At 40.8% G+C, this 22,990-nt stretch carries 19 protein-coding genes; 8 read left to right on the top strand and 11 right to left on the bottom strand.

Going from position 1 to position 22,990, the window contains the following annotated elements; all coding sequences use genetic code 11:
• Positions 1-83: 83 nt before the first annotated feature.
• Positions 84-1,433 carry an adenylosuccinate lyase gene (gene purB / locus AHMF7616_RS09630; RefSeq protein WP_115372699.1) on the bottom strand — a complete coding sequence of 450 codons (1,350 nt, stop codon included), beginning with the start codon at positions 1,431-1,433 and terminating at the stop codon, positions 84-86.
• Positions 1,434-1,693: 260 nt separating this feature from the next.
• On the opposite strand from purB, the gene AHMF7616_RS09625 reads away from it, so the two are divergent.
• On the top strand, positions 1,694-3,709 hold the full coding sequence (locus AHMF7616_RS09625; RefSeq protein WP_233507432.1) for a biosynthetic peptidoglycan transglycosylase: 2,016 nt from the start codon (positions 1,694-1,696) through the stop codon (positions 3,707-3,709).
• A gap of 156 nt (positions 3,710-3,865) precedes the next feature.
• Here AHMF7616_RS09625 and AHMF7616_RS09620 read toward each other — a convergent pair whose 3' ends face one another.
• Together AHMF7616_RS09620 and AHMF7616_RS09615 are read right to left on the bottom strand one after the other, a co-directional pair.
• A complete protein-coding gene (locus AHMF7616_RS09620) occupies positions 3,866-4,114 on the bottom strand; it encodes a hypothetical protein (protein ID WP_115372698.1) in 249 nt (82 codons plus the stop codon).
• A gap of 315 nt (positions 4,115-4,429) precedes the next feature.
• Positions 4,430-5,164: a phosphatase PAP2 family protein gene (locus tag AHMF7616_RS09615; RefSeq protein WP_158546128.1), complete on the bottom strand. Its 735-nt coding sequence runs from the start codon at positions 5,162-5,164 to the stop codon at positions 4,430-4,432.
• Positions 5,165-5,499: 335 nt separating this feature from the next.
• Here AHMF7616_RS09615 and AHMF7616_RS09610 point away from each other — a divergent pair, with 335 nt between their 5' ends.
• Positions 5,500-6,342: a phosphatase PAP2 family protein gene (locus AHMF7616_RS09610; RefSeq protein ID WP_115372696.1), complete on the top strand. Its 843-nt coding sequence runs from the start codon at positions 5,500-5,502 to the stop codon at positions 6,340-6,342.
• Positions 6,343-6,568: 226 nt separating this feature from the next.
• Here AHMF7616_RS09610 and AHMF7616_RS09605 read toward each other — a convergent pair whose 3' ends face one another.
• The 5 genes from AHMF7616_RS09605 to AHMF7616_RS09585 all read right to left on the bottom strand — a co-directional run bounded on the left by AHMF7616_RS09605 (position 6,569) and on the right by AHMF7616_RS09585 (position 12,006).
• Positions 6,569-7,756 carry a hypothetical protein gene (locus AHMF7616_RS09605; RefSeq protein WP_115372695.1) on the bottom strand — a complete coding sequence of 396 codons (1,188 nt, stop codon included), beginning with the start codon at positions 7,754-7,756 and terminating at the stop codon, positions 6,569-6,571.
• Positions 7,753-8,580: a type 1 glutamine amidotransferase gene (locus AHMF7616_RS09600; protein ID WP_317047639.1), complete on the bottom strand. Its 828-nt coding sequence runs from the start codon at positions 8,578-8,580 to the stop codon at positions 7,753-7,755. Before AHMF7616_RS09600 ends, AHMF7616_RS09605 begins: the two co-directional genes overlap by 4 nt.
• Before the next feature lie 230 nt (positions 8,581-8,810).
• Entirely contained in the window at positions 8,811-9,914 is a 1,104-nt protein-coding gene (locus tag AHMF7616_RS09595; protein ID WP_115372694.1) for a carboxylate-amine ligase, read from the bottom strand.
• Between the two features lie 356 nt (positions 9,915-10,270).
• Entirely contained in the window at positions 10,271-11,284 is a 1,014-nt protein-coding gene (locus tag AHMF7616_RS09590; protein ID WP_115372693.1) for an ATP-grasp domain-containing protein, read from the bottom strand.
• A 17-nt stretch (positions 11,285-11,301) separates the two neighbouring features.
• On the bottom strand, positions 11,302-12,006 hold the full coding sequence (locus tag AHMF7616_RS09585) for an esterase family protein (protein ID WP_115372692.1): 705 nt from the start codon (positions 12,004-12,006) through the stop codon (positions 11,302-11,304).
• A 159-nt stretch (positions 12,007-12,165) separates the two neighbouring features.
• Between AHMF7616_RS09585 and AHMF7616_RS09580 the strand changes: the two genes are divergently transcribed.
• Positions 12,166-12,978 (top strand): alpha/beta hydrolase, encoded by an 813-nt coding sequence (locus tag AHMF7616_RS09580; RefSeq protein WP_115372691.1) that lies wholly within the window; start codon positions 12,166-12,168, stop codon positions 12,976-12,978.
• A 1,074-nt stretch (positions 12,979-14,052) separates the two neighbouring features.
• The gene (locus AHMF7616_RS09570; protein ID WP_115372689.1) at positions 14,053-15,270 is read left to right on the top strand and encodes a PQQ-dependent sugar dehydrogenase; all 1,218 of its coding nucleotides are present in this window, start codon (positions 14,053-14,055) and stop codon (positions 15,268-15,270) included.
• A gap of 231 nt (positions 15,271-15,501) precedes the next feature.
• Here the strand turns inward: AHMF7616_RS09570 and AHMF7616_RS09565 are convergent, their stop codons facing one another.
• Positions 15,502-16,470, bottom strand: a complete 969-nt coding sequence (locus AHMF7616_RS09565) for a TerC family protein (protein WP_115375530.1) — start codon at positions 16,468-16,470, stop codon at positions 15,502-15,504.
• 170 nt (positions 16,471-16,640) lie between these two features.
• On the bottom strand, positions 16,641-17,372 hold the full coding sequence (locus AHMF7616_RS09560; protein ID WP_115372688.1) for a polyprenol monophosphomannose synthase: 732 nt from the start codon (positions 17,370-17,372) through the stop codon (positions 16,641-16,643).
• Between the two features lie 137 nt (positions 17,373-17,509).
• On the opposite strand from AHMF7616_RS09560, the gene AHMF7616_RS09555 reads away from it, so the two are divergent.
• Positions 17,510-18,025 (top strand): D-glycero-alpha-D-manno-heptose-1,7-bisphosphate 7-phosphatase, encoded by a 516-nt coding sequence (locus AHMF7616_RS09555; RefSeq protein WP_115372687.1) that lies wholly within the window; start codon positions 17,510-17,512, stop codon positions 18,023-18,025.
• Between the two features lie 287 nt (positions 18,026-18,312).
• On the opposite strand, the gene AHMF7616_RS09550 is transcribed toward AHMF7616_RS09555, so the two are convergent.
• A complete protein-coding gene (locus tag AHMF7616_RS09550) occupies positions 18,313-19,713 on the bottom strand; it encodes a type III PLP-dependent enzyme domain-containing protein (protein WP_115372686.1) in 1,401 nt (466 codons plus the stop codon).
• Between the two features lie 88 nt (positions 19,714-19,801).
• Here AHMF7616_RS09550 and AHMF7616_RS27725 point away from each other — a divergent pair, with 88 nt between their 5' ends.
• From AHMF7616_RS27725 to argS, 3 genes are all read left to right on the top strand, one after another.
• Positions 19,802-20,365, top strand: coding sequence for an arginase family protein (locus tag AHMF7616_RS27725; protein WP_317047597.1), 564 nt, complete (start codon positions 19,802-19,804; stop codon positions 20,363-20,365).
• Positions 20,365-20,766 (top strand): arginase family protein, encoded by a 402-nt coding sequence (locus tag AHMF7616_RS27720; RefSeq protein WP_317047596.1) that lies wholly within the window; start codon positions 20,365-20,367, stop codon positions 20,764-20,766. Before AHMF7616_RS27725 ends, AHMF7616_RS27720 begins: the two co-directional genes overlap by 1 nt.
• A 372-nt stretch (positions 20,767-21,138) precedes the next feature.
• Complete coding sequence (gene argS / locus AHMF7616_RS09540; RefSeq protein ID WP_394335780.1) at positions 21,139-22,929, top strand: arginine--tRNA ligase; 1,791 nt, start codon at positions 21,139-21,141, stop codon at positions 22,927-22,929.
• The last annotated feature ends 61 nt before the right edge of the window (positions 22,930-22,990 follow it).

Below are 22,990 nucleotides of genomic sequence, written 5' to 3'. Positions count from 1 at the left end.
AAATTAAAATTTTAGACCATAGTCGATTGACGATAGTCAACGGTAAACAGACCACTTATAAATCATAATTTTTAACTCATAACTCACAATAAAATGCCCGTGTAATTAAACGGTGTAATTGCTTTTAATTCCTGTTTAATCGCATCGCTTACTTCTAAGGTATCAATAAACCGACTAATGGTTTGGGCGGTAATTTTTTCATTTACCCGGGTCAAGGCTTTCAGGGCTTCGTAAGGTTGGGGATAGCCTTCGCGGCGCAAAATGGTTTGCAGGCCTTCTGCTACCACGGCCCAGTTATCTTCTAAATCCTGGTGCAAAGCCTGTTCGTTTAGCTCTAGTTTATGAATCCCTTTTTTTAACGACTTTAAAGCAATAAGGGTATGGGCCAAAGGCACGCTTATATTCCGGAGTACGGTAGAATCGGTGAGATCGCGCTGCAAACGGCTGATAGGGAGCTTGCCCGCTATAAACTCAAATAAAGCATTGGCTAAGCCTAAATTACCCTCCGCATTTTCAAAATCAATGGGATTTACTTTGTGCGGCATGGCCGAAGAACCAATTTCACCGGCTTTAATTTTTTGCTTAAAATAACCCACCGAAATGTATTGCCACACATCCCGGGAAAAATCAATTAAAATAGTGTTCAAACGCTTTAAACCATCGAAAAAGGCCGCCAGATTATCATAGTGCTCAATCTGGGTAGTATACTGGCTGCGGCTTAAACCCAGGTTATTATTCACAAAGCTGTTGGCAAAATAAACCCAATCTACGTGTGGGTAAGCTACTAAATGGGCATTAAAATTACCGGTGGCGCCGCCAAATTTAGCCGAAAACGGAATAGCTTGCAGTTGCTTTAATTGTACCCGCAGGCGCTCGGCAAAAACAAGAATTTCTTTACCTAAGAGGGTAGGAGAGGCCGGCTGACCATGGGTACGGGCCAATAAGGGAATAGCCTTCCAGGTGGTGGCTAATGCCTCCAGCTCCGTTAAAATTTGCTCAAAAGCGGGCAAAATGTTTTGTGTGGCGGCTTCTTTTAAAGATAAAGGTATCGCTGTGTTATTAATATCCTGGGAGGTTAAGCCAAAATGAATAAATTCCTTGTAAGCCGTTAAATCTAATTGATCAAAATGATTTTTGATGAAATACTCCACGGCTTTTACGTCGTGGTTAGTGGTTTTTTCAATTTCTTTAATGGTCGTGGCTTCTTCTACCGTAAAATTTTGGTAAATCCGGCGCAACTCCGGGAAAAGTGATTTATTTACTTTTGCAAGTTGTGGCAAGGGTAATTCGCATAACGCAATAAAATACTCAATCTCCACTAATACGCGGTATTTAATCAACCCAAATTCGGAAAAAAAAGGCGCTAGTTCCGCCGTTTGCCGGTGATAGCGGCCATCAATTGGAGAAAGGGCAGTTAACGTTTGCAATTTCATAAATACAACTTTTGGCCAAAGATAAGTCTATTAATTTAAATTAAGGTGGCAGATAAAGCTTAAAAGATGCTAAAATTAAAGAAATGGCGTTACTTTTGTGGCACTCGTGGCTAGGGTAAGATTTAAAAAATATTAACCTTTTAACGAAAATTTTACGTTTACAGGTAAGTTATTAGTATAAACCACCAGTAATAAAATAGGAAAACGGATAATAAAGTTACACTTTGATTATCTGTGAATTATTATAAAATAGACCTGCGTTGAACCCGAAAATACAAGCAATTTTAAAAAGTAAAGGCGCCAAAATCGCTGGCAAAGTGGCCTCTATTGCGGCAATAGTATTGCTAGTAGCCCTAAGTGTACTTTTTATTTTTCGCCGAAACATATTGCAATTTGTCGTAAAAGAAGTTACCACCCGCGTGGAACGCAAGTATCCGGTAGATCTGGTAATCGGCAAAGCCGATTACGTGGGCGTTAAAACGGTAATCATGCGCGACATTGCCGTTATCCCGAAAGGTGCCGATACTTTGTTTACTACCGATAGCGTAGACGCCGAAATTAGTCTCTGGACTGTTTTTAAAGGCCGGGTGGTATTTAGCGAGCTCAAAATTGCCAATGCTTTTGTAACGGCGCGTAAAACCAAGACCCAGAATAATTATAGCTTTTTGCTGCGCAAGAAACCCGCCGAGGCGCCCACCCAGGCGAAAGCCGAAGGGCGTAATTACGGCGAAATTTTAAATAATTTAATTGAACGGGCCTTCGAGAACGTGCCGGAAGAAGTTACTTTCCGCAATTTGCTGGTAACCTACGAAAGCGATAACCGCAACATCCGGGTAAATATGCCCTTGCTTACCGTAGACGAAGGCAATATTAGTTCTTCTCTAACGGTGCAAACCGATTCGCTGGTCAACAAATTGCACGTAGATGGCAGCATTAATCCCGATGATTACCAGATTTCGGCCAATTTGTATACCACGGATACTGCTGGTATCCGAATTCCTTATATCAAAGAAAAATACGGCGCTAAATTATCTTTCGACTCGCTAAAAGTAAGTTTAACCGATAAAGTATATAAACAAAACCGGCTAACCATTAAAGGAGAAGGCCGCATGAACAAATTATTGGTAAATCATCCGAAGGTAGCCGACGGCGATGTAGAGATTGATAAAGGCGCCATTAACTACGTAGTTACCATTGGTCAGGATTATTACTCATTAGATACTTTAACCCGGGTTACGCTGAACAAAATGGTGGTATATCCGCAAGCGCGCCTGATTACCAAACCATCTAAACGCATTGCTTTAAAAGTACGCTCCGCGCAAACCGAAGCCAACGACTTTTTTGAATCTTTACCCAAAGGGATGTTTGAAACGCTGGAAGGGATTAAAGCCCAGGGTTATTTAACTTACAACATGAACTTTTACGTAGACCTGGCTCAGGTAGACAGTTTAAAATTTGATTCGGATTTAGAGGGCAAGTATTTTAATATAACTAATTTCGGCAAAACTGATTTGCGCCTCATGAACGCTCCTTTTGAACATACGGTTTATGAGTACGATAAGCCGGTGCGTACCTTTCTGGTGGGGCCGCAGAACCCTAACTTTACTCCTTATAACCAGATTTCTAATTATTTAAAAAACAGCATTTTAACTTCCGAAGATTACGGTTTTTTTAAGCATAAAGGATTCCACGAAGGGGCGTTCCGGCACTCCATGATTACCAATATTAAGGAAAAAAACTTTACCCGGGGCGGTAGTACCATTTCCATGCAACTGGTGAAAAACGTGTTTTTAACCCGCAAAAAAACCGTGGCCCGTAAAGTGGAAGAGATGCTGATTGTATGGCTAATCGAAAATAACCGGCTCACTTCGAAACAGCGCATGTACGAAGTATATTTAAACATTATTGAATGGGGACCTAATGTGTACGGAGTAAAAGAAGCATCCCGGTTCTTTTTTGAAAAATACCCCTCGGAGCTGAACCTAGCCGAAAGCTTATTTTTAACCAGTATTATTCCCCGGCCCAAAGCTTATCGGTATTCCTTTGATGCCTACGGGAACTTGCGGAATCGACCCCGGTATTTTTTTCGGCTTATTTCGGGCATTATGCTGCGCCGGGGCCTTATTTCACGGGAAGAATACGATAACCTCTATCCCCACGTAAATTTAGCTGGTCGCGCGCGTGATTTAATTGTAACAGCTACGCCTCCTCCGGATACTACCGCGGTAGATTCGTTGCAGATTGATTTAGTTACCCCAATTGATTTGTTAGATTAAGAAGTAAACCGAAGTATAACACGGCACTTAACAAAGCAATCTTAAAAAAATTTAAAAAATCGCGTTAAACAAGTAATAAACGTTGACAAAAATTAATTAACAACCCATGGTAGGCTCTGTTGTGGGGTAACAAATTGTAAAACAAAAATAACAGATTTAAATACGAATATCCGATAGGTTAATCTCATCGAGATAGGTAGTAAGGCAGGCAGTTTCGGTAAAGCCGCGAATTAAACCAACTTCGTGGCTCCCTTTGGTGTACCAGATTTCCACGAAAAAATCGGCTACGTAGTATAGGCTAAAATCAAATTTATAGCCGCTCCGGTTTGCCAGAAATACACCCTGCAAACTGACAAAATGGGCTCGCCAATCTAATGGTTTAATCAGAAATTCATCTAAACTCATATTTCTCCCTACGGCTAATAGTTACAAAAGATGTGCGGCAAATTAAATTACGTAATTTGCCCAGTTTCAAGTATTTATACTTAAAACAAGAAGTAATACTGCTTAATCTTTAGTTAGGAACGAAGCGCCTTAATAGCCTTTATACGGGAAGTATTTAACTAAGAAACAACTGCCGTGTTGAAGTTTTAAAAAAGGTTCTAAAATGCAATTTTGGGCTTTTAATATTTCAATTTACGTTAGGTGACACGTAATATTTGGCTCCAGTAATTATTATAAATAACACTTTTGTGTTTTTGTAAATAAAATACAGCGTTATTAATCTACTACGAGTTTATTAGCGCGTTGCAGTTGTTTTAATGTTAAGTATTCCATAAAACCAATTCCCAGCAAAACCCATAGAAAACCTAATAAGAAGCCGGCGGTTACGTCGGTTAAAAAATGTACGCCCAAGTAAATGCGGCTAAAACCTACCAAAAAAATACAGCTCAACCCTAACGTGATAAGCACATTTCGAAGAGGCCTTTTTTTAATGTCTAAAAAAATAAAATAACATAAAATGCCCAAAACGGCCATAATGCTAGTAGAATGACCGCTGGGAAATGAAAAAGAATTTTCCGGAATGTAATACGCTATGTTTAATGGCCTTTCCCGGTGAAAATAAACTTTAGAGTAGTGCATGGTTATACCGCTGCCCAACACCGAAATAAAAAGGCCAATTAACTGAATAATTCGTTTTCTGGAAATTAAAACTACCCCCGCTATAATGGTGATAGTGCTAATACCATAGATCGAACCCAATTTGGTAAGGTAAAATAAACATTGACTCAATAAGGGATTTCGGATGTTGAAGAAAGCCCCGGAAACTTCCATATCTACTCTTTTGAGTTGGTCAGAATTAACCACGTGCTCTGCTAATTCCGATAACATGATGATATTAAGCGTAGTTAAAATTAGTAAAATAGTAAAGGTAAGTCCAAAAAAGTTACCCGATTTAAACCGATTCCGGATAAAAGAAAAAAGCCCCGGGAACTTTCGTTTTAGCCTTTGCATATAAGGCTTCCGGAAAAATGATTTTATCTTATTAGATAAATAAAGAAATGGTAGTCTAAAAAGCATATTCCAGGTACGTATGGTATCAAATCAATAATAAAACCAACTAAATTTAAAAATAAGCTACAATAATTGATTGAAGAAAGAACAACTGCCTAATCCCAACTTAGCTTTGCAGCAAAAGAATAATTTGCATTAGAGTTAGTTACCAGTAAAGTATATAGATAAACTGAATCGTACGTTATTAATCACTAAATAACAGAGGGCAACTTTAGCAACCGGTATTGCGAATGATAGAAAATCTTTAGTTGTATGCTCATTTAATAAATATTTATATGAAGTCTGTTACTCATTTTTGGTTAACTATTTCTCTTTTTTTAAGTTTTATTAGTCCAGAATTACGGGCTCAGGATGCGGATACTTTAAAAAAGTACCAAGATACTGTTGTAACCCAAGCCAGAACTACTTTTCTAAAATCAAAAGGTTTTAAAGCTTCTATTGTACCGGCTGTTCTAATTGGCTACGGAATAAGTACGATTAAAGACAATGGCCTGTATAGTAGCTACGATGCCAAGCGCGACTTACAAAGAAACTTCCCTAATTTCCGGACCAAGGTAGATGATTATTTAATTTTTGCCCCATTTGTAGAATTGGCTTTAGCTTATACCTTGCAATACGAAGGCAACCATGATTACCTGAATACGGGTATTCTGATTTTAAAAGCCGAAGCTATAAATGCGGTGTTAGTTTTTGGACTCAAGAGTATCACCAAGCAGGAACGGCCCAACGGTGAGAATTCTTATTCTTTTCCATCGGGCCATACGGCGCACGCTTTTTTAGCGGCTTCCATTATCCATTCTGAATTGCGTCACCGGAGCCCTTGGTTTGGCATTGGCGCGTATACCATTGCGACCAGCGTGGGTGCCTTACGCATGTTGAATAATAAACACTGGCAGTCTGATGTATTTGCCGGAGCGGGCATTGGCATTTTGTCTTCCCATTTAGCTTATTTATCGCATCGTAACCGCTGGGGCCGGAAGCCAACCATTGTATACGCACCTACTTATTTGTACGGCGTGCCTGGGTTAAGTGTAACAGTAGATTTAAATCGGTTCAGGGGCAAAGATCTACTGCCTCGCCGCTTGCTGAAGAAGCAACCTTTAGTTGCTTTGGAGTAAGGCTTTGTTATTTTACCTAAGGTTTACTTTTAGAAAAAAATTAAAGCTTACTTCTCATCGAAATTTTAAAAATAGCCAGGCGCCCATTGGCCTTTTGAATAATGCCCTTTGGAGGTGCTCCCGTTTGTGCAGGCACAACCAGCTATAAATATCTTTTTGTGAAAGTTTACAAAAACTTATATTAAGTGCTGCTTATTAGCTGGATAGAAGTTGAAATTACAAAAACTTAAAACAGACAAACCGAGCCGCCTACCCAATTAAAATCTTGGTTGTAGCGTACGCCAATCATTTTGCCGCGGCTTAGCCTGGCTAATGAAATAGCTAAGGTTGGTTCCAAATCAGGATCGGGCCATAAGTACATCAACCGGATTTCGCATTTAACTAAACCATCCAAAGTTTGAATAACGGGTTCGTAGCTTACTTTTTCTTGTAAAATCCAGTTTTCCGGATCTGCAATCGCGTTTATATCTGCTTCGGACACATCAATAATAACTCCTTGGCCCGCAAAGGAAAACAAAGGTTTTAAAACGTAATCTGCTATATTTGCCGGTATATTTTTTAATTCCGAAAGAAAGTACGTCAGAGGCACAAACTCACTTTCTAAAAAAGGCATGGTGTATTTGCTGATGCGATAAAACCAATTCGGGTGCGTTACCCATTCTATGGTTTCGGCAGTTAGTAAATCGGGCACCTTCGCAAAAGCGGCGTTTTTGTCCGTTACTTCGTCAAAAATTAATCGGTTATAAATCTTCTTTACTAGGTGTTCTTGTCCATCCCGTTCGTAGTAAAAGTTATTTCCTTTCTGCTTAAGCTCGTGTAAGGCCACAATGGCCAGACCTAAATATTGAGCGGTTAAGTAAAAATCTACGGCCGTTTTTTGTTCCTGAGCGTTAATATCCAAAAGAATTACTTCTTCGGGCAAGCTATTTCCAATAATGGTTTGGCGTAGCAATGTAATATAGCTATCAAAATCCAGGTGATTAAAGTACGGCGTAAACCCTTGGCTTACCGGAAAGTGCTTCTGATAGGAAGCAGCCAACTCCGCCTGAAAAGCATACAGCGAGGGAAAACCTTGCAGCTCAATTAATTTAGGAGTTAACTCGCCTTGATCGTCGCGGCAAACGGCAAAATCAAAAGTAAGGAAATGCGGATGACCTTTTTCGTGGGCTACCCGCCAATCTTCCGGAATGGCTTTCTCGGTGAGTTGTTTAAAATGCGCTTGTTTAATGGTAGTTACTAATTCTTCTCCCGCCCTAATTAACTTTTTTTTAAATTCCGGGCTTAAAAACACCGGGGTTTCGGCTACTCTAAATTCAATATTGCGTTGCAGGTTTTTATTTAAATCCGTTAGAAAGTGGTGATAAGCCTGTTCGGTAAAAGCCGTGTTATAAGCTTGGCGGGTTTCTTTAATCATAAGTAAGCCTCCTGCAGCGCGAGTAATGCTTGGTTTAAAAATGCCGGTATAATTTGGTATTGCGTCTTCTCCAGCTTTCTTGGATCTTCGAGAAATTGGAGCATATCGGCGTATTTATCGGCGCCGTGCGCCTGAATAATCTGGTTTTTCTTTTCTTCGTCGAGCAAATGCTTTTTCATACCTACCGGGTCAGCTTCCGGATGAAACTGAGTACCAAAAAAATAGGTGTTGAACCGGATAGCCATCAGGCAGCGCTCTAAACTAACGTGCGGGCGTTCTTTTTCTAAGGCCAGAATTTTGGCGCCCATGGCTAAGAATTGTTCCTCGTCGGGTTCAATTACCTGCCAATCCCGGGAGTCGACGGCATAAAACGGATCGCCTAAACCTTGAAAGAACTTTTCGGATTTTCCGGCCGAAGTACGGTTAATTGGAAAAATTCCGAACGAAGTTGATTTTCTTTTCGTGATTTTACCTAACTGGTACTGGCGGCAGATAAGTTGAAACGAATGGCAAATAAAAAATACGTACTTTTTATCTAAACGATCTGGGTTACGATTGATATCTTCTAACTGATGAATCAGCGTGAAATAATTATTTTCCCATTCCGAGCCGATGCTTTCTAAGGGGCTACCAGGACCACCGCTGGAAATGTAAATGTCAAATTCCGTATTTGGAATTTCGTTTTTAGCCCGCACATCAAAAATCTGGTAATCTAATTTTAGTTGGTTGGCTTCCCTAAAACGTAATAATATATCCTGAATGCCGCGCATTCCTTGGTTGGGATGACCGGCATACAGATCTAAAATGGCAATTTTTACAGACACTATTTTCAATGATAATATTTAAGCTAGAAGCTTAAAAAAGGTTAAAATTTTAATTTTTTTTTATCACCCTTCCCAATTAGTAAACCAAAGTTAAGGCAGTAAAAGCCTATTCAAAAAAGGTAAGCTCCTCAAATTATTCGTGGTTATTATGTTAAAAAGTTAAGCTATTTATTACTGATAATTTATGGCTCTAACAACCAGCAACAAATAACGAACAACTAATTAAATTACTATACATCCACGCCTTTTAAGGTTTGCGACGTAATATAATCAACCACATCGGTTAAACTTTGGTTCTTATGATAAACTTGTAACTGCCGATCGGCCCCGGTGCCGTGTTCCATAATTTTATGCACGTAGTTAATCTCGTCCCGACTGCCCAGTTCGTCTACTACATCGTCTACAAAATCGAGTAATTCCAGGATCAACGACCGGGTGTTTACTTCCATTTCTTTGCCAAAGTCAATGAGTTTGCCGTCGATGCCGTAGCGGGCCGCGCGCCATTTATTTTCGTTAATTAACGCCCGGTTATAGGTAATAAATTTCATGTTTTGTTGCCGGATTTTGTAGAGTTTGGCGCAAAGGGCCTGAAAGAGAGCGGTAAAAGCCATGGTTTCATCTACCAACATGGGGCAATCGCAAATCCGGAATTCGATAGTTTCGAAGAAAGGATGCACCCGCACGTCCCACCAGATTTTTTTAGCGTTATCGATACAATTGGTTTTAACCAGCAGCTTAATGTAACTATCGTATTCTTCTACACTCTGGAAGTAATCCGGAATGCCCGTCCGGGGAAACTTATCGAAAACTTTAGTCCGGAAAGATTTATAACCCGTATTGCGGCCTTCCCAGAAAGGCGAATTGGTAGATAAGGCATAAATATGGGGTAAAAAATACCGCACCTGGTTGGCAATATGAATGGCCATTTCGCGCGACTGAAAACCAACGTGCACGTGTAAGCCAAATATTAAATTGGAACGGGCGGCTTCTTGCAACTCATCCACAATCTCGGCGTACCGGGGGTGGTCCGTGATGAGTTGGTGTTGCCAATGCGAGAAAGGGTGGGTGCCCGCTGCCCCAATCCGGAAGCCTAACTCGCCAGCCAAAGTAGCTACGGTTCTTCGTAGTTTAGTAACTTCGGTGCGTGCTTCGGCGGTGTTCTGGCAAATACTGGTGCCCACTTCCACTACGGCTTGGTGCATTTCGGCTTTTACCTGGTCTTCGTGCACGCGCTGGGCGGCTTCTACAATTTTTTGTTCGTGCGAAATAAGCTCCCGTGTAACGGGATCAATAACCATAAACTCTTCTTCTACGCCTAAGGTGAATTTATTCATGAGTTTGGTGATGTAAATGGTTGGTTATTAGTTTTTGGTTAATAGTTGTTCGTTGTTCAATTACTAAAAAGCCGTTACTAAATTCATCTATTAATTTATTAATTTAATTCAAAATTAATTTGGGTAGATTTATTGCGGCTTCCTAGTTCAAAATAGCTCGTTTTCGAAAGATTACGCCCTAAGACTTTGTCTAAAAGAAAAACAAAAAAATACCGTAGCTGACAAGCCTTGTGCATGGGTTTTAATAATCCGAAAAGCATTTAAATTTGAAAAATTTTATAATGGAGTATCAGAAATGTAAATCCTAAATGCTCTAAAGGAAATCGTTTTAAATGAAGGTTACATTTTAAAAAAATTTAGGAAGCTTTTGGCTTTAGGGTAGTTTTAGTCGGTGCATCGGCAGCCGTGGAGTTAGAGATTAAATCGGTTTTAGCCGCACCCGATTTTACAAATTGTCCCCAGGTTAAGTTATCGCGGTTAGGTTGGTGTACTTTGGCCCGGTTAATGGCGTAAGTGGCCATAGTCTCTACGATCCACTCAAAGTTTTCTTCGCCTACGCTGTTTAAATCAGCATCCGGCGCCGGATTGCAAAAATCTATGGCATACGGAACGCCTTCGCGAATGGCAAACTCTACCGTGTTCATGTCGTACCCCAAGTATTGGTTTAACTTAATTACGTAGTCTTTTACCTGGGTAAGTATTTTTTTAGAAGCCGGCGCTTTGCCGTGCTCGTAGCGCAAATGGTGCGGATTGCGGGGTTCGTACTGCATAATGCGCACGTGCTGGCCGCCCACGCAATAACACCGGAAATAATCTTCGAAGATAATTTCTTCCTGCAGCATCATTACTAGTTGTCGGGTTTGATTAAATTTATCGAAAAAGTCTTCCGGATCGTGCAGCTTGTACACGTCGCGCCAACCGCCGCCATCGAACGGCTTCATATACGCCGGAAAGCCCACGTAATTAAAAATGCCTTCCCAGTCCAGCGGATACTCCAGATTCCGAAAAGAATTACCGGTGGTACTGTCGGGCATGTCGCGCGACGGCAACAGTACCGTTTTGGGAACCGGCACCCCAATTTTCACGGCCAAGGCATTATTAAAAAACTTTTCGTCAGCGCTCCACCAAAACGGGTTATTAATTACCGCCGTGCCCGACATGGCCGCATTTTTAAGCATGGCCCGGTAAAATGGTACATCCTGCGAAATCCGGTCCACAATCACATCGTACCCCGAAGCTTCTCCTTGAATAACTTTATCAATCAAAACAAATTCGGCGGAAATGTTTTTTACTGCTTTTTTATTAATGCGGTCGACAAAAGCCTGCGGAAAAGTGTTTTCCTGCCCAAAAAGAATTCCTATTTTTTTCATAGTAGTTTTTTTAAATTTCAGATCAAGGATAAGTAATGCGGAAACATCTCGCGCCAAACTGGCCAGTCGTGCACGGCATTGGGCCGGATATCTAACCAATGCGGAATATTTTTCCGGGATAAGATGCTACTTAAATTCAGGTTGGCATCTTTGCAGATATCGTATTCGGAAGTTCCCAAAATAATTTTAAGCTGCCAAATGGCCGGATCGGAGCTGTTGGATATAAAATCGACCGGGTTATTGTAATACACCTCATCGTTGTAAAAGCCATCCAATTGGTCCCGAATGTCAAAAGCGCCGCTCATACTGTATAAATGGCTCGCCTGATCCGGGTGTTTAAAAGCAAAATTGGCGGCATGATAGCCCCCAAAACTACAACCAGCTACACACACTTTTCCTTTTCCGGTTTCGTACAGTGCCCGCGGCACCAGTTCGTGGTAAAGCATATGGTCGTACCGGATGTGGTTTTGTACCCGCTCCGCTGGGTGTACTTCTTTGTTGTACCAACTATTGGCGTCAACGGAATCAATGCAATAAATTTTCACTAATCCTTGGTCCAGAAACCAGGCGGCACTTTCTATCAGCTTAAAATCTTTATTTTCGTAATAACGGCCTTTAGAAGTTGGAAATAGAATGATCGGGTAGCCCTGGTCACCAAAAACTAACATTTCTATGTCCGCGTGAAGCTGCTGCGAATACCATTTGTGATATTGTTCGTTCATGGCGTAAATTTTGCTGGTAGCAGGTTAAAGTAATGGTTTAATAATCGATTAGGATTGTTTTAGCCTAATCTGCCAGTAAAGGATAAAGTACAATTTCCTTATACTTATTAATCTATATTTAGTTAATATTGTCTTTCTATAAATTACCGGAATTAAATAATGTTTTTAGATTATACCAAAACCGACGTGCGCATTCGGGTAGAAAAATGGGCCATTTCATCAGTTTATTTAAATCGGGAAGTTACCGGAGAGATGTACCTGCCAGCTTTTTCTAATACCACCGACCGGCTACATTTATTGTTACTAAATGATGGACAAGATTTGACCACCATGCAATTCGATCAAATTCTATCCCGGGTTTACCAGAAAAAAAATATTCAGCCGGTTCTTACTATAGGTATATCGGCTGGAAATCGGCTCCAGGAATATGGTATTTCGGGTCAGCCTGACTTTAAAGGTCGCGGCAGTGCCGCCTATAATTACCGCCAGTTTATTGTTCAGGAGTTATTACCCTTTATTCATGCACAAACCAAGCGTTCCGATTTTACCAGTTATACCGTAGCCGGATTTTCGTTGGGCGCTTTATCGGCCTTGGATATTGCCTGGCACGAAGCCGCTATTTTTACAAGAATAGGCGCTTTTTCCGGCTCATTTTGGTGGCGCAGTAAAGATTATACCGAAATCCAACCCGATAAGTACCGCATTGCGCACAAGATTATTAAAAAGGCTAACACAAAACCTAACTTAAAATTTTGGTTTCAGGCTGGTACCCAGGACGAAAAATCAGACCGGAATAACAACGGGATCATTGATTCTATTGATGATACCACTAGTTTGATTGCTGAGCTCTACCGCAAAGGATACGAGAAAAATAAAGAAGTGAAGTACGTAGAACTCCTGGGCGGCCGGCACGACCTGGCTACCTGGAGTAAAATAATGCCGGATTTCTTGTGTTGGGCCTTCCAAAACTAAGCATTGCACAGCTTTTGGTTGTAGCTCCGATAATTATTTTTAAAATTATTAGCTTAATCTCCTTAAACCAGCTACGCAAAAGAAATAATTTTGCTTTTTTTAAATTTCTATATGGTTTTGCGGAATAAGCATTTTCGAAAACGCTGAAAGCATCTTATTAGAGCTATTGCTACGCGGAAAAATACAAGTCAACTTAGTAGTAGGGTATTTTTAATCAGGAACTATTTTAACCACTTCCTCATCCCTTTTGGGTTTAAATTTTATAGTAGCACGATATGCCTTTGCAGGAAGGTACGTCTCTGATTTTTACCGGATGGAAGTTGATTTATCAGGGAATTGATGACGAACCACTTGGCTGCGGACTGCCGATCAGAAATGGTGGTAGCTGGCACTTTGTGGAACTAGATGTTACGCAATATCAGAACCGAACGAGCATTAGCTCATACCCCAACATTAACTACTTTATGTAGCGAATCAAAAGATTAATGGTTAACCAGTTTTTATCAAGTGCTTTCGGCTACTTAATAAAAAAAACAGGTCAAATTCTTCCGGGTCATGTGTTTTCGAAAATAGCCCAGGAATTGGTTGTTACTGGAAGCAATGTGCTGGGTTTTACCAAATTTTCGTTTAAAACTTTTTAGAAATTCAGGAGACAATGGTCTGGGTGTTAATTTAATTTGTAATTTTTTAAAAAATCTAATTTTCGGTTAATACCATTTTGTATGCATCCTACAATTGTTCTGGCTCGTTAAATTTTTTAATTTATCGTTTCGTATTAAACCCGTCAAATTTTTAATTTTAAAGTATCGGCAACTTTTAAGATTCTATTTTTTTAATTTTCACTTCTTGCATTTATAATTCTCTCGCCCCGCTAGGCCCACTTTGTAGTTTTTGTTTTCTCCTGAACCATTTTTAGCGTTACCGGAAGATTATTTACAGATATTTAACCTGCATCGGACGCTACGACTTAACTCTACTTGTAAATCTCCGTTTACAGAATTACGAATCAAACAAAATAAACCCTCCGGAATGTGTTTGCTGCTGATTTGAATTGTAAATTTTAGGTATGGAACTATGAAAATTTGGACTAAGTTATTTTTGGTATTTTTTACTTTACTAGTGGTGGTTTGGAGTTGTAGCGACGATGATAGTTTTTGGGATGCCATGATCCCGGAAACTGACAAAGATCCTACGACTACGCAAATTAATGGGTACGTTTTTAAACCGGCTTTGGTACCCGCCACTGACGCAAATGTTCAACAATTAAAAGTGCCCAACGGGTTTAAGGTAAATAAATTTGCCGAAAACTTAGGTAAACCCCGTATTCTGGCGGTAAACCCCACTGGATACGTGTACGCTTCTGATCGGGATGCTGGTACCGTTACGCTCTTACAGGATACGAACGCGGATGGTGCAGCCGACCAAACCAAAGTAGTAGCCAACATTAAGCAAGTACACGGTTTAGCGATGCGCGGCAACCAGCTGTACATGGTGGCGGTGCGAGAGCTGTATGTCGCTGATATGAACCCCGATGGGACTTTGGGTACACCGCAGTTACTGTTAAATGATTTGCCCGACGCCGGTCAGCACCCTAACCGTACCATCGCCTTCGGACCCGACGATAAATTATATATCACCGTTGGTAGTACGTGTAATTCGTGCCCGGAACCCAATAAAGAGAATGCCACTATTCTGCAAGCAAATCCGGATGGATCTAACCGGGTGGTTTATGCTAAAGGTTTACGCAATACCATTGGCTTTGGCTGGCATCCGCAAACGGGCGTGCTCTGGGGCTTGGATCACGGAATTGATTGGTTAGGCGACAATGATCAGAAAGAAGAAGTGAACCAGATTAAGCAAGGCGCTAATTACGGCTGGCCCTATATTTACGGCGAAGGAAAATACAACCCCGGCGATAGGCCCGAGGGCGATACCACGTACCAGCAATATCTGCAAAAAACCACTTTGCCGGTGCTCACGTACCAAGCCCACGCGGCCCCACTGCAAATGGTATATTACACCGGCACTAAGTTTCCGGCGGAGTACCAGAACGATGCTTTTGTAGCCATGCGCGGTTCCTGGAATCGTAGTTCGCCGGTGGGTTACAGTGTAGTACGCCTCCATTTTGAAAATGGCCAACCTACCCGTTTCGAAGATTTTTTAACTGGTTTTCTGGTGAATAACAACAAAGCGCACTTTGCCCGGCCAGTTGGCTTAGCCGTTCACCCTGATGGTTCTTTGCTCTTGTCTGACGATACCAACGGCGTAATTTACCGGATTGCTTATCAGTAGTAAATAGTTTTATTTGTTATTAGTTGTTCGTAGGGCTATCATTAAGATGTTAGAATTCCGCTTGTAATGGCTAATTATGTTTTCGGGTAATTGCTGCAAAGCACATCATACATATAAATTATTAACTAAAAAGCCGGTCTAGGTATTAGGCCGGCTTTATATTTTAATATCAAAACAATTCAAAATGTGATAGAAAATTACCCTGAACGTTGGTGACTTTTTTAAATTTTTTTATTCTTGCTGGTGCTTTTCAGATTCTTTAATAACCACATTAGATTCATCTGCTTCTTTTTTGGGTAAAAAAATGGATAGCACCACGGAGCCGATTAATATTACCGCCACTACAATCAACGCGTAAACCATATCTAATTTGTAAATATCCGACAGTAATAACTTGGCGCCGATAAAAACCAAAATCAATGATAAACCATAATGCAGGTAGTGAAATAACTTCATAATGCCGGCCAAGGCAAAATATAAGGCCCGTAAGCCCAGCAAAGCAAATACATTAGAGGTATATACAATAAAAGAATCTCGGGAAACGGCTAATATGGCCGGTATAGAATCAGCGGCGAAAACTACATCGGTAGTTTCTACCATAATCAGCACTAAGAACAAGGGCGTGATAAACCACGTTTTATCATATTTTACAAAAAAATTATCACCTACCAGGGTATTGGTTACCGGTATATACCGACTGATAAATTTAACTACCGGATTGGCTTTGGGGTCAATTTCTTCTTGTTCGGTGGTGGCCATTTTGATACCTGTAAACACCAAAAAAGCGCCTAAAAGGTACATGATAAAGTGAAACTTAGCCAGCAAAGCTACCCCCACAATAATAAAAGTAGCTCGTAGCACCAAAGCTCCCAAAATTCCCCAAAACAAAACTTTGTGCTGATATTGTACTGGTATCCGGAAGTAAGAAAAAATCATGATGAACACAAACAGATTATCAACGCTCAGTGATTTTTCTATGAGATATGCTGTTAAAAATTCTAAGGCGGGTGCCGGACCCATCCAGTAATATATTACAGCATTAAACGACAAACTTAGGGCCACCCAAAATGCACTCCATCCTAGCGCTTCCTTAATTTTTACCTCGTGGGTTTTCCGGTGAAAAACAAATAAATCAAGGCCCAGTAATAGTAATATAAATACGTTAAATAGTATCCAGAAATATATATTGTGATGACTCATTAATTCGTGTAAGTAATTTTTAACTGGTAAACCCTGCTCTTGCTTTCTCTTTACCCGTTGCACATAAACCTTATTCTCTAAACAACCTGAATACATAGGTTAAGTTTAAAAATGAAATTTAAGGCTTATCCGGGACAAACCATACACAAAACAACAAGAATTATCGGGGCTCAGCGGTTGAAGTAACGGAAGTAGCTATTTATTTTCATGGTTAAAACTCCATAAAAAGCTTCTTTAATAATGCCTTTACTTATTTTGGATGTTCCTTTGGTGCGGTCCGTAAAAATAATAGGAACCTCTTTAATTTTAAAGCCAAACTTGTAAGTTAAAAACTTCATTTCTATTTGGAAAGCGTACCCAATAAACCGGATTTCGTCGAGGTTAATGGTTTCGAGCACTTTGCGGCGGTAGCATTTAAAACCGGCGGTGGCATCCTGGATGGGCATACCGGTTACTAAGCGCACGTAGGCACTGGCAAAATAACTCATCAGCACCCGGTTCATGGGCCAGTTTACCACGTTTACTCCTTGAATATAACGACTGCCAATAGCCATATCGTAGCCTTCGCGGTGGCAGGCATCGTAGAGGCGGGGTAAATCGTGGGGATTATGCGAGAAGTCAGCGTCCATTTCAAAAATATAAGCGTAGCCATGGGCGAGCGCGTACTTAAAACCATGAATATAGGCCGTACCTAAACCTAGTTTGCCCGTTCGCTGCTCTAAATATAAGCGGTCGTGAAATTCGTATTGTAAGCTTTTCACAATAGTGGCGGTACCATCCGGTGAGTTATCGTCGATAATTAAAACGTGAAAAGGAGTTGTAAGGGAAAGGACACTGCGGATAATATCTTCAATATTTTCTTTTTCGTTGTAGGTGGGAATAATAACAAGCGAATTTTTCATGGTCTGGCAAAGATAGTAAAAACCCCAGGAATCAGAATTTTGAGTATTTGGATATATTTGCCGCTACTTGTTTGGAAAAATTTAAAAAATAAAGCTGCTTAGCTTCCTTAACGAATATACAGGTATAAACCCCAAAGATGACGAAACATAAAGCTGTTTTTTTAGACCGCGATGGCGTATTAAACGTAGAGCGGGGCGATTATACGTATTTGCCCGAGGATTTTGTGCTGGAATACAAAGTGCCGGAAGCGGTAGCGTTATTAAAACAAAATAATTTTTTATTAATTGTGGTAACCAACCAAGGAGGCCTGGCAAAAAAACTATTTACCCGGGCACAAATGCTGGCTTGCCACTCCAAATTACAGCAAAATTGTAATAACCTGATTGATGCCATCTACTACGCTCCGGCGCATCCATCCGTTTCGGCTTCGTTGGCCCGCAAACCCGATTCGTTGATGTTGGAAAAAGCACTTGCTAAATTTAACATTAATCCGGAAGCTTCGTGGCTGGTAGGAGACCAGTTGCGGGATATGCACGCCGCCGAAAAAGTACAAGTAAAAGGCATTTTGGTAGGTCCGCATCCTCCGGGTACTTACATCATGCAAGTAACCAATTTGTGGGAAGCTACGCAGATTATACTAAACCAAGCATAAAAAACCGGCCCAAGCCGGTTTCTTTGTGTCTTGAAAAAGCGAGGGAACGATTAAATTCTATTTTTTTCGATTGCTGTATTAACCTTTACCGTAGAGGAAGTAGGGCTTTTTACGGTGTTTGTTTTCGTGTAAGCCGGACAAGGCACAGATCTGCACGAGCTTAACCCTACTAAGCAAATGGCGCCAACAACAAGTAACTTTTTCATGTATGATTTTCTATATCTTAATATAATGCAAAAATACGCAAATAAGATTGACATTAAATAATAAACGCAAAACTTTTTTTTCTATTGCTTGTAGCCCAATATTTTTAACATCGAATCGCTGTCCTGTTCATCCGCAAACATCCGGGTCTTTAAATGTCCATTCTCGTCCCGGTCGATGATTACATGACGCGGTGCCGGAATCAAACAATGCTTAATGCCGCCGTAGCCGCTCAACGATTCCTGGTACGCGCCGGTATGAAAAAAGCCAATATACAACGGTTCTTTCTCATCAGAGGCAATAGTGGGTAAAAAAACCTGGAACGAATGCGTCTCGGAATTATAATAATCCTGGCTGTCGCAGGTTAAGCCGCCAATTTGCACCCGTCGGTAGCCTTTATTTAAGTGGTTAATAGCTAATAAGATATAGCGCTGACTTAATGCCCACGCATCCGGCAAATTGGTAATAAACGAGCCGTCAATCATGTACCATAATTCTTTATCGTTCTGTAGTTTTAAATCCAGAATCGAATAAATATTAGCGCCGCTTTCGCCTACCGTAAAAATACCAAACTCGGTAAAAATGTTAGGTTCGGGCACCCCTTCGGCCTGGCAAATCCGCTGAATAGTACGCAAAATTTCTTCTACCATGTAGCGGTAATTGTACTCCGATTGGATCGACGTTTTAATCGGGAAACCACCGCCAATATCAATGCTATCCAGTTCGGGACAAACTTTTTTTAATTCGCAGTACTTGTGTACGAACCGGCTTAACTCCGACCAGTAATACGAAGTGTCTTTAATGCCGCTGTTAATAAAATAATGGAGCATTTTCAGTTCAAACTTCGGATCGTCCTTAATTTGATTTAAATACAAATCTACCACATCGTTATACCGGATACCTAAGCGCGAAGTATAAAATTCAAATTTTGGTTCTTCGTCCGAAGCTACCCGAATGCCTAACCGGCATTTTTCGTTCACGTGCTCTTTGTAATAATCAATCTCCGACAAATTGTCCAAGATTGGCGTAACATTGTAAAAACCGTCGTTAATTAAGTCGGCGATGTAGCTTTTGTACAGTTCACGTTTAAAACCGTTGCAAATCACGTAACGGTCTTTGGTGAGTTTTCCTTTTTCGTACAAAGCCCGGATAATCGGAATATCGTACGACGACGACGTTTCAATATGGATATCATTTTTCAGGCCTTCTTCCAGCACAAAAGAAAAATGCGACGACTTGGTACAGTAGCAATAGGTGTACGTACCTTTGTAATCCAGTTTTTCAATAGATTCCCGGAACAGCTTTTTGGCTTTCTGAATCTGCGAACTGATTTTAGGTAAATAAGTCAATTTAAGCGGCGTTCCGTATTCTTTAATGATTTCGAGCAGCGGAATGCCGTTAAAAATCATTTGATCGTTTTCTACGTGAAATTCTTCGGTGGGGAAATCGAATGTTTGGTTTATTAAATCTATGTATTTGTCCATGCTGGGTTTAACGCTCTGCGGGCGATGTAAAATTGTTTGTATTTTACCATCTTTGCAAAAGATTGTTGTGTTATTGTTGTGTTAACAAATGAAAAACATTAAACTCATTGAGGTACGATCAGAGCTCGGAGCCGGTACTCGCGGGGCGAGTATGGGCATTGATGCCCTGAAAGTAGCCTGCTTGAATAAACAATCTGATTACTTTAAGCGTTTCAATTCTACCGAAGTGGCTAACTTAAATTATGTACTTTTCGACCGCAATTTATTTCCCTATGCCAAATACATCGATTCGGTTTTAACGGTTCAAAAAAGTATTGCCTCTATGGTTCATCAAACCATGGAGCAAGGCATGTTTCCGTTGGTTTTAGCCGGCGATCATTCCAACGCGGCGGGTACTATTGCGGGAATTAAGGCGGCTAATCCAGATAAGACGTTAGGCGTAGTTTGGATAGATGCGCACGCCGATTGTCATTCACCGTATACCACGCCATCTGGTAATATGCACGGTATGCCTTTAGGTATCGCGTTAAACGAAGATAATCTCTGCTGCCAGGTAAATAATCCGGAACCCGAAACCTTGTTTTTCTGGAATGCCTTAAAAAAATCGGCAGGCCGGGTCCTAAACTTAAGCCGGAACACTTGGTCTATGTGATGGTTCGATCCACAGAAGAACCGGAAAATACGTTAATGCGCCAAAATAGCATCAAAAATTACAAGTACCAGGAGTTTAATGAAAAAGGCCCGCAACAAGTAGGGCAGGAGGTACTGGAGCGTTTAAAAGAATGCGATCTAATTTACGTATCCTTTGATGTAGATAGCCTGGATCCTAAATTTTCGCGGGGCACGGGCACCCCGGTGGCTATTGGACTCACCGTAACCCAAGCGCAGGATTTGTGTTATACCTTATGTAGGAGCCCGAAAGTATGTTGTTTTGAAATGGTAGAAATTAACCCCATGCTGGATATTAAAAATACCATGGCCAAAAACGCTTTTCGTATTCTTGAATCGGCAACGGAGGCTATTCTGAACCAACCAGAACCTCTGGCAACTTAAAAATTTTAAAAAAACTTTAGCTCAGCTAAAAATACGAATACTAAGTAGTTGGTCGTTTTTAGTTGTTCGTTATTCGATCGTTATAACTTTAACCATCAATTGCTTAAAATCAGGATTTTATCAACTTAATTTTGTCTTGTTACTTAAATTCGAGTAAATGCAAAATATTAAAGGAGCAGCCATAAAGATTGTTCGTCAATCGGGCAACCTCATTATTAAATAAATCAATATCTGTACTACATTTGCTTGCTAGTTTAATGGCTTAAGTTTATTCATTAAAAATGCTTTTCTGAAAACAGGTATGAGGTAGAGGAAAATTAGCTAGCGTATTCATTACCGCATCAAAATAACAGAAGTACCACCTTACCTATGATTGAATTACAACAAACGATTGCCCAACATATTAGCGAGGCCCTTCAAAACCTTTACCAAATTATGGTTGCACCCGCTGCTATTTTGTTGCAACCCACCCGCAAAGAGTTTGCCGGCACTTTTACTTTTGTAACGTTTCCTTATACCAAATCCATCGGCAAAACACCGGATATTATTGGCGTGGAACTGGGTAAATACCTAAAAGAAAATACCGCCGAAGTATATAGTTACAACGTAGTGAAAGGTTTTTTAAATCTGGAAATTGACGATGGGGTTTGGGCCAATGTTTTCCAGCAAATAGCTTCTGATCCGGATTTTGGCTATTCCAAAATTAAAAAAAGCAAAGTGGTGGTAGAGTATTCTTCGCCCAATACCAATAAACCTTTGCACTTGGGGCATTTACGCAATAACTTTTTGGGGTACTCGGTCGCCGAAATTTTAAAAGCGAACGGCCACGAAGTAGTAAAAGTTAATTTGGTAAACGACCGGGGCATTCACATCTGCAAATCTATGCTGGCTTATCTGTATTTTGGGCAAAACGAAACGCCGGAAAGCGCGGGCATAAAAGGCGACCACTTAGCGGGGAAATATTACGTGCTGTTTGATAAGGCTTACAAGTCGGAGATCGACGAATTAGTATCGAGTGGTATGGAAGTGGAGAAAGCCAAGAAAGAAGCTCCCTTAATGCGCCAAGCGCAGGCTATGCTGCAAAAATGGGAGCAAGGCGACGAAAATACCATCCGGCTTTGGCAGCAAATGAACGGTTGGGTTTACGCGGGATTCGACGAAACGTACAAAAACATTGGGGTTGATTTTGATAAATTTTACTACGAGTCGCAAACGTATTTGCTTGGCAAGTCTACGGTTGAAGAAGGGTTGGCCCAAGAAGTTTTTTTTAAAAAACCAGACGGCTCCGTGTGGGTAGATTTATCTGCGGAAGGTCTGGATGAGAAACTAGTGTTACGCGCCGACGGCACCTCGGTGTATATTACCCAAGATTTAGGCACCGCCGAATTAAAGTACCAGGATTTTAGCTATGATTCTTCCATCTACGTGATTGCCGATGAGCAGAATTACCACATGCAGGTACTGCAGGCTATTTTAAAAAAATTAGGTAAATCGTACGCGGATGGCATTCACCATTTATCGTACGGCATGGTGGATTTACCTTCGGGCAAGATGAAATCGCGGGAAGGAACGGTGGTTGATGCCGACGAACTGGTAGCCGAAATGATTGAAACCGCGCACCAGCAAACCGATGAATTAGGTAAAATTGAAGGATTTACCGAGATCGAAGCCCAGCAATTATACCATACCTTAGCTATGGGCGCGCTCAAGTATTTTCTATTAAAAGTAGATCCGAAAAAACGCATGCTGTTTAATCCGGAAGAATCAATTAGTTTTATTGGCAATACCGGTCCGTTTATTCAGTACACGCATGCGCGAATCGCGGCTATTTTACGTAAAGCTGCGGAACTCCACATACCTACGCATGTGGAAGCTTTTGCCGAAGTACAATCGTTTCACGAAACCGAACGCGAAGTAATTACCCAACTAGCTACTTTCCCGAACGTGGTGCAGGAAGCGGCAAATTTGTACGCGCCGTCCGTGGTGGGGCAATATGCTTATGAGTTGGCTAAAGCTTATAATCGTTTTTACACCGAAGTTTCTATATTTCAGGAGACCGATCCGGCTGCGTTAAGTTTCCGGGTTACGCTTTCTAAAATGGTTGCGCAAAATATTAAACGATCCATGCGTTTGTTAGGGATTGAGGTGCCGGAGCGTATGTAGATTCAGTTGTTAAATGTTGAATGTTGGATATTAGATGTTAGGTATTCGTTTTGTTAATTTA

The sequence above is a fragment of the Adhaeribacter pallidiroseus genome (genome assembly GCF_003340495.1).
Taxonomy (GTDB): domain Bacteria; phylum Bacteroidota; class Bacteroidia; order Cytophagales; family Hymenobacteraceae; genus Adhaeribacter; species Adhaeribacter pallidiroseus.
This window is presented reverse-complemented; position numbering and strand designations above follow the sequence as displayed.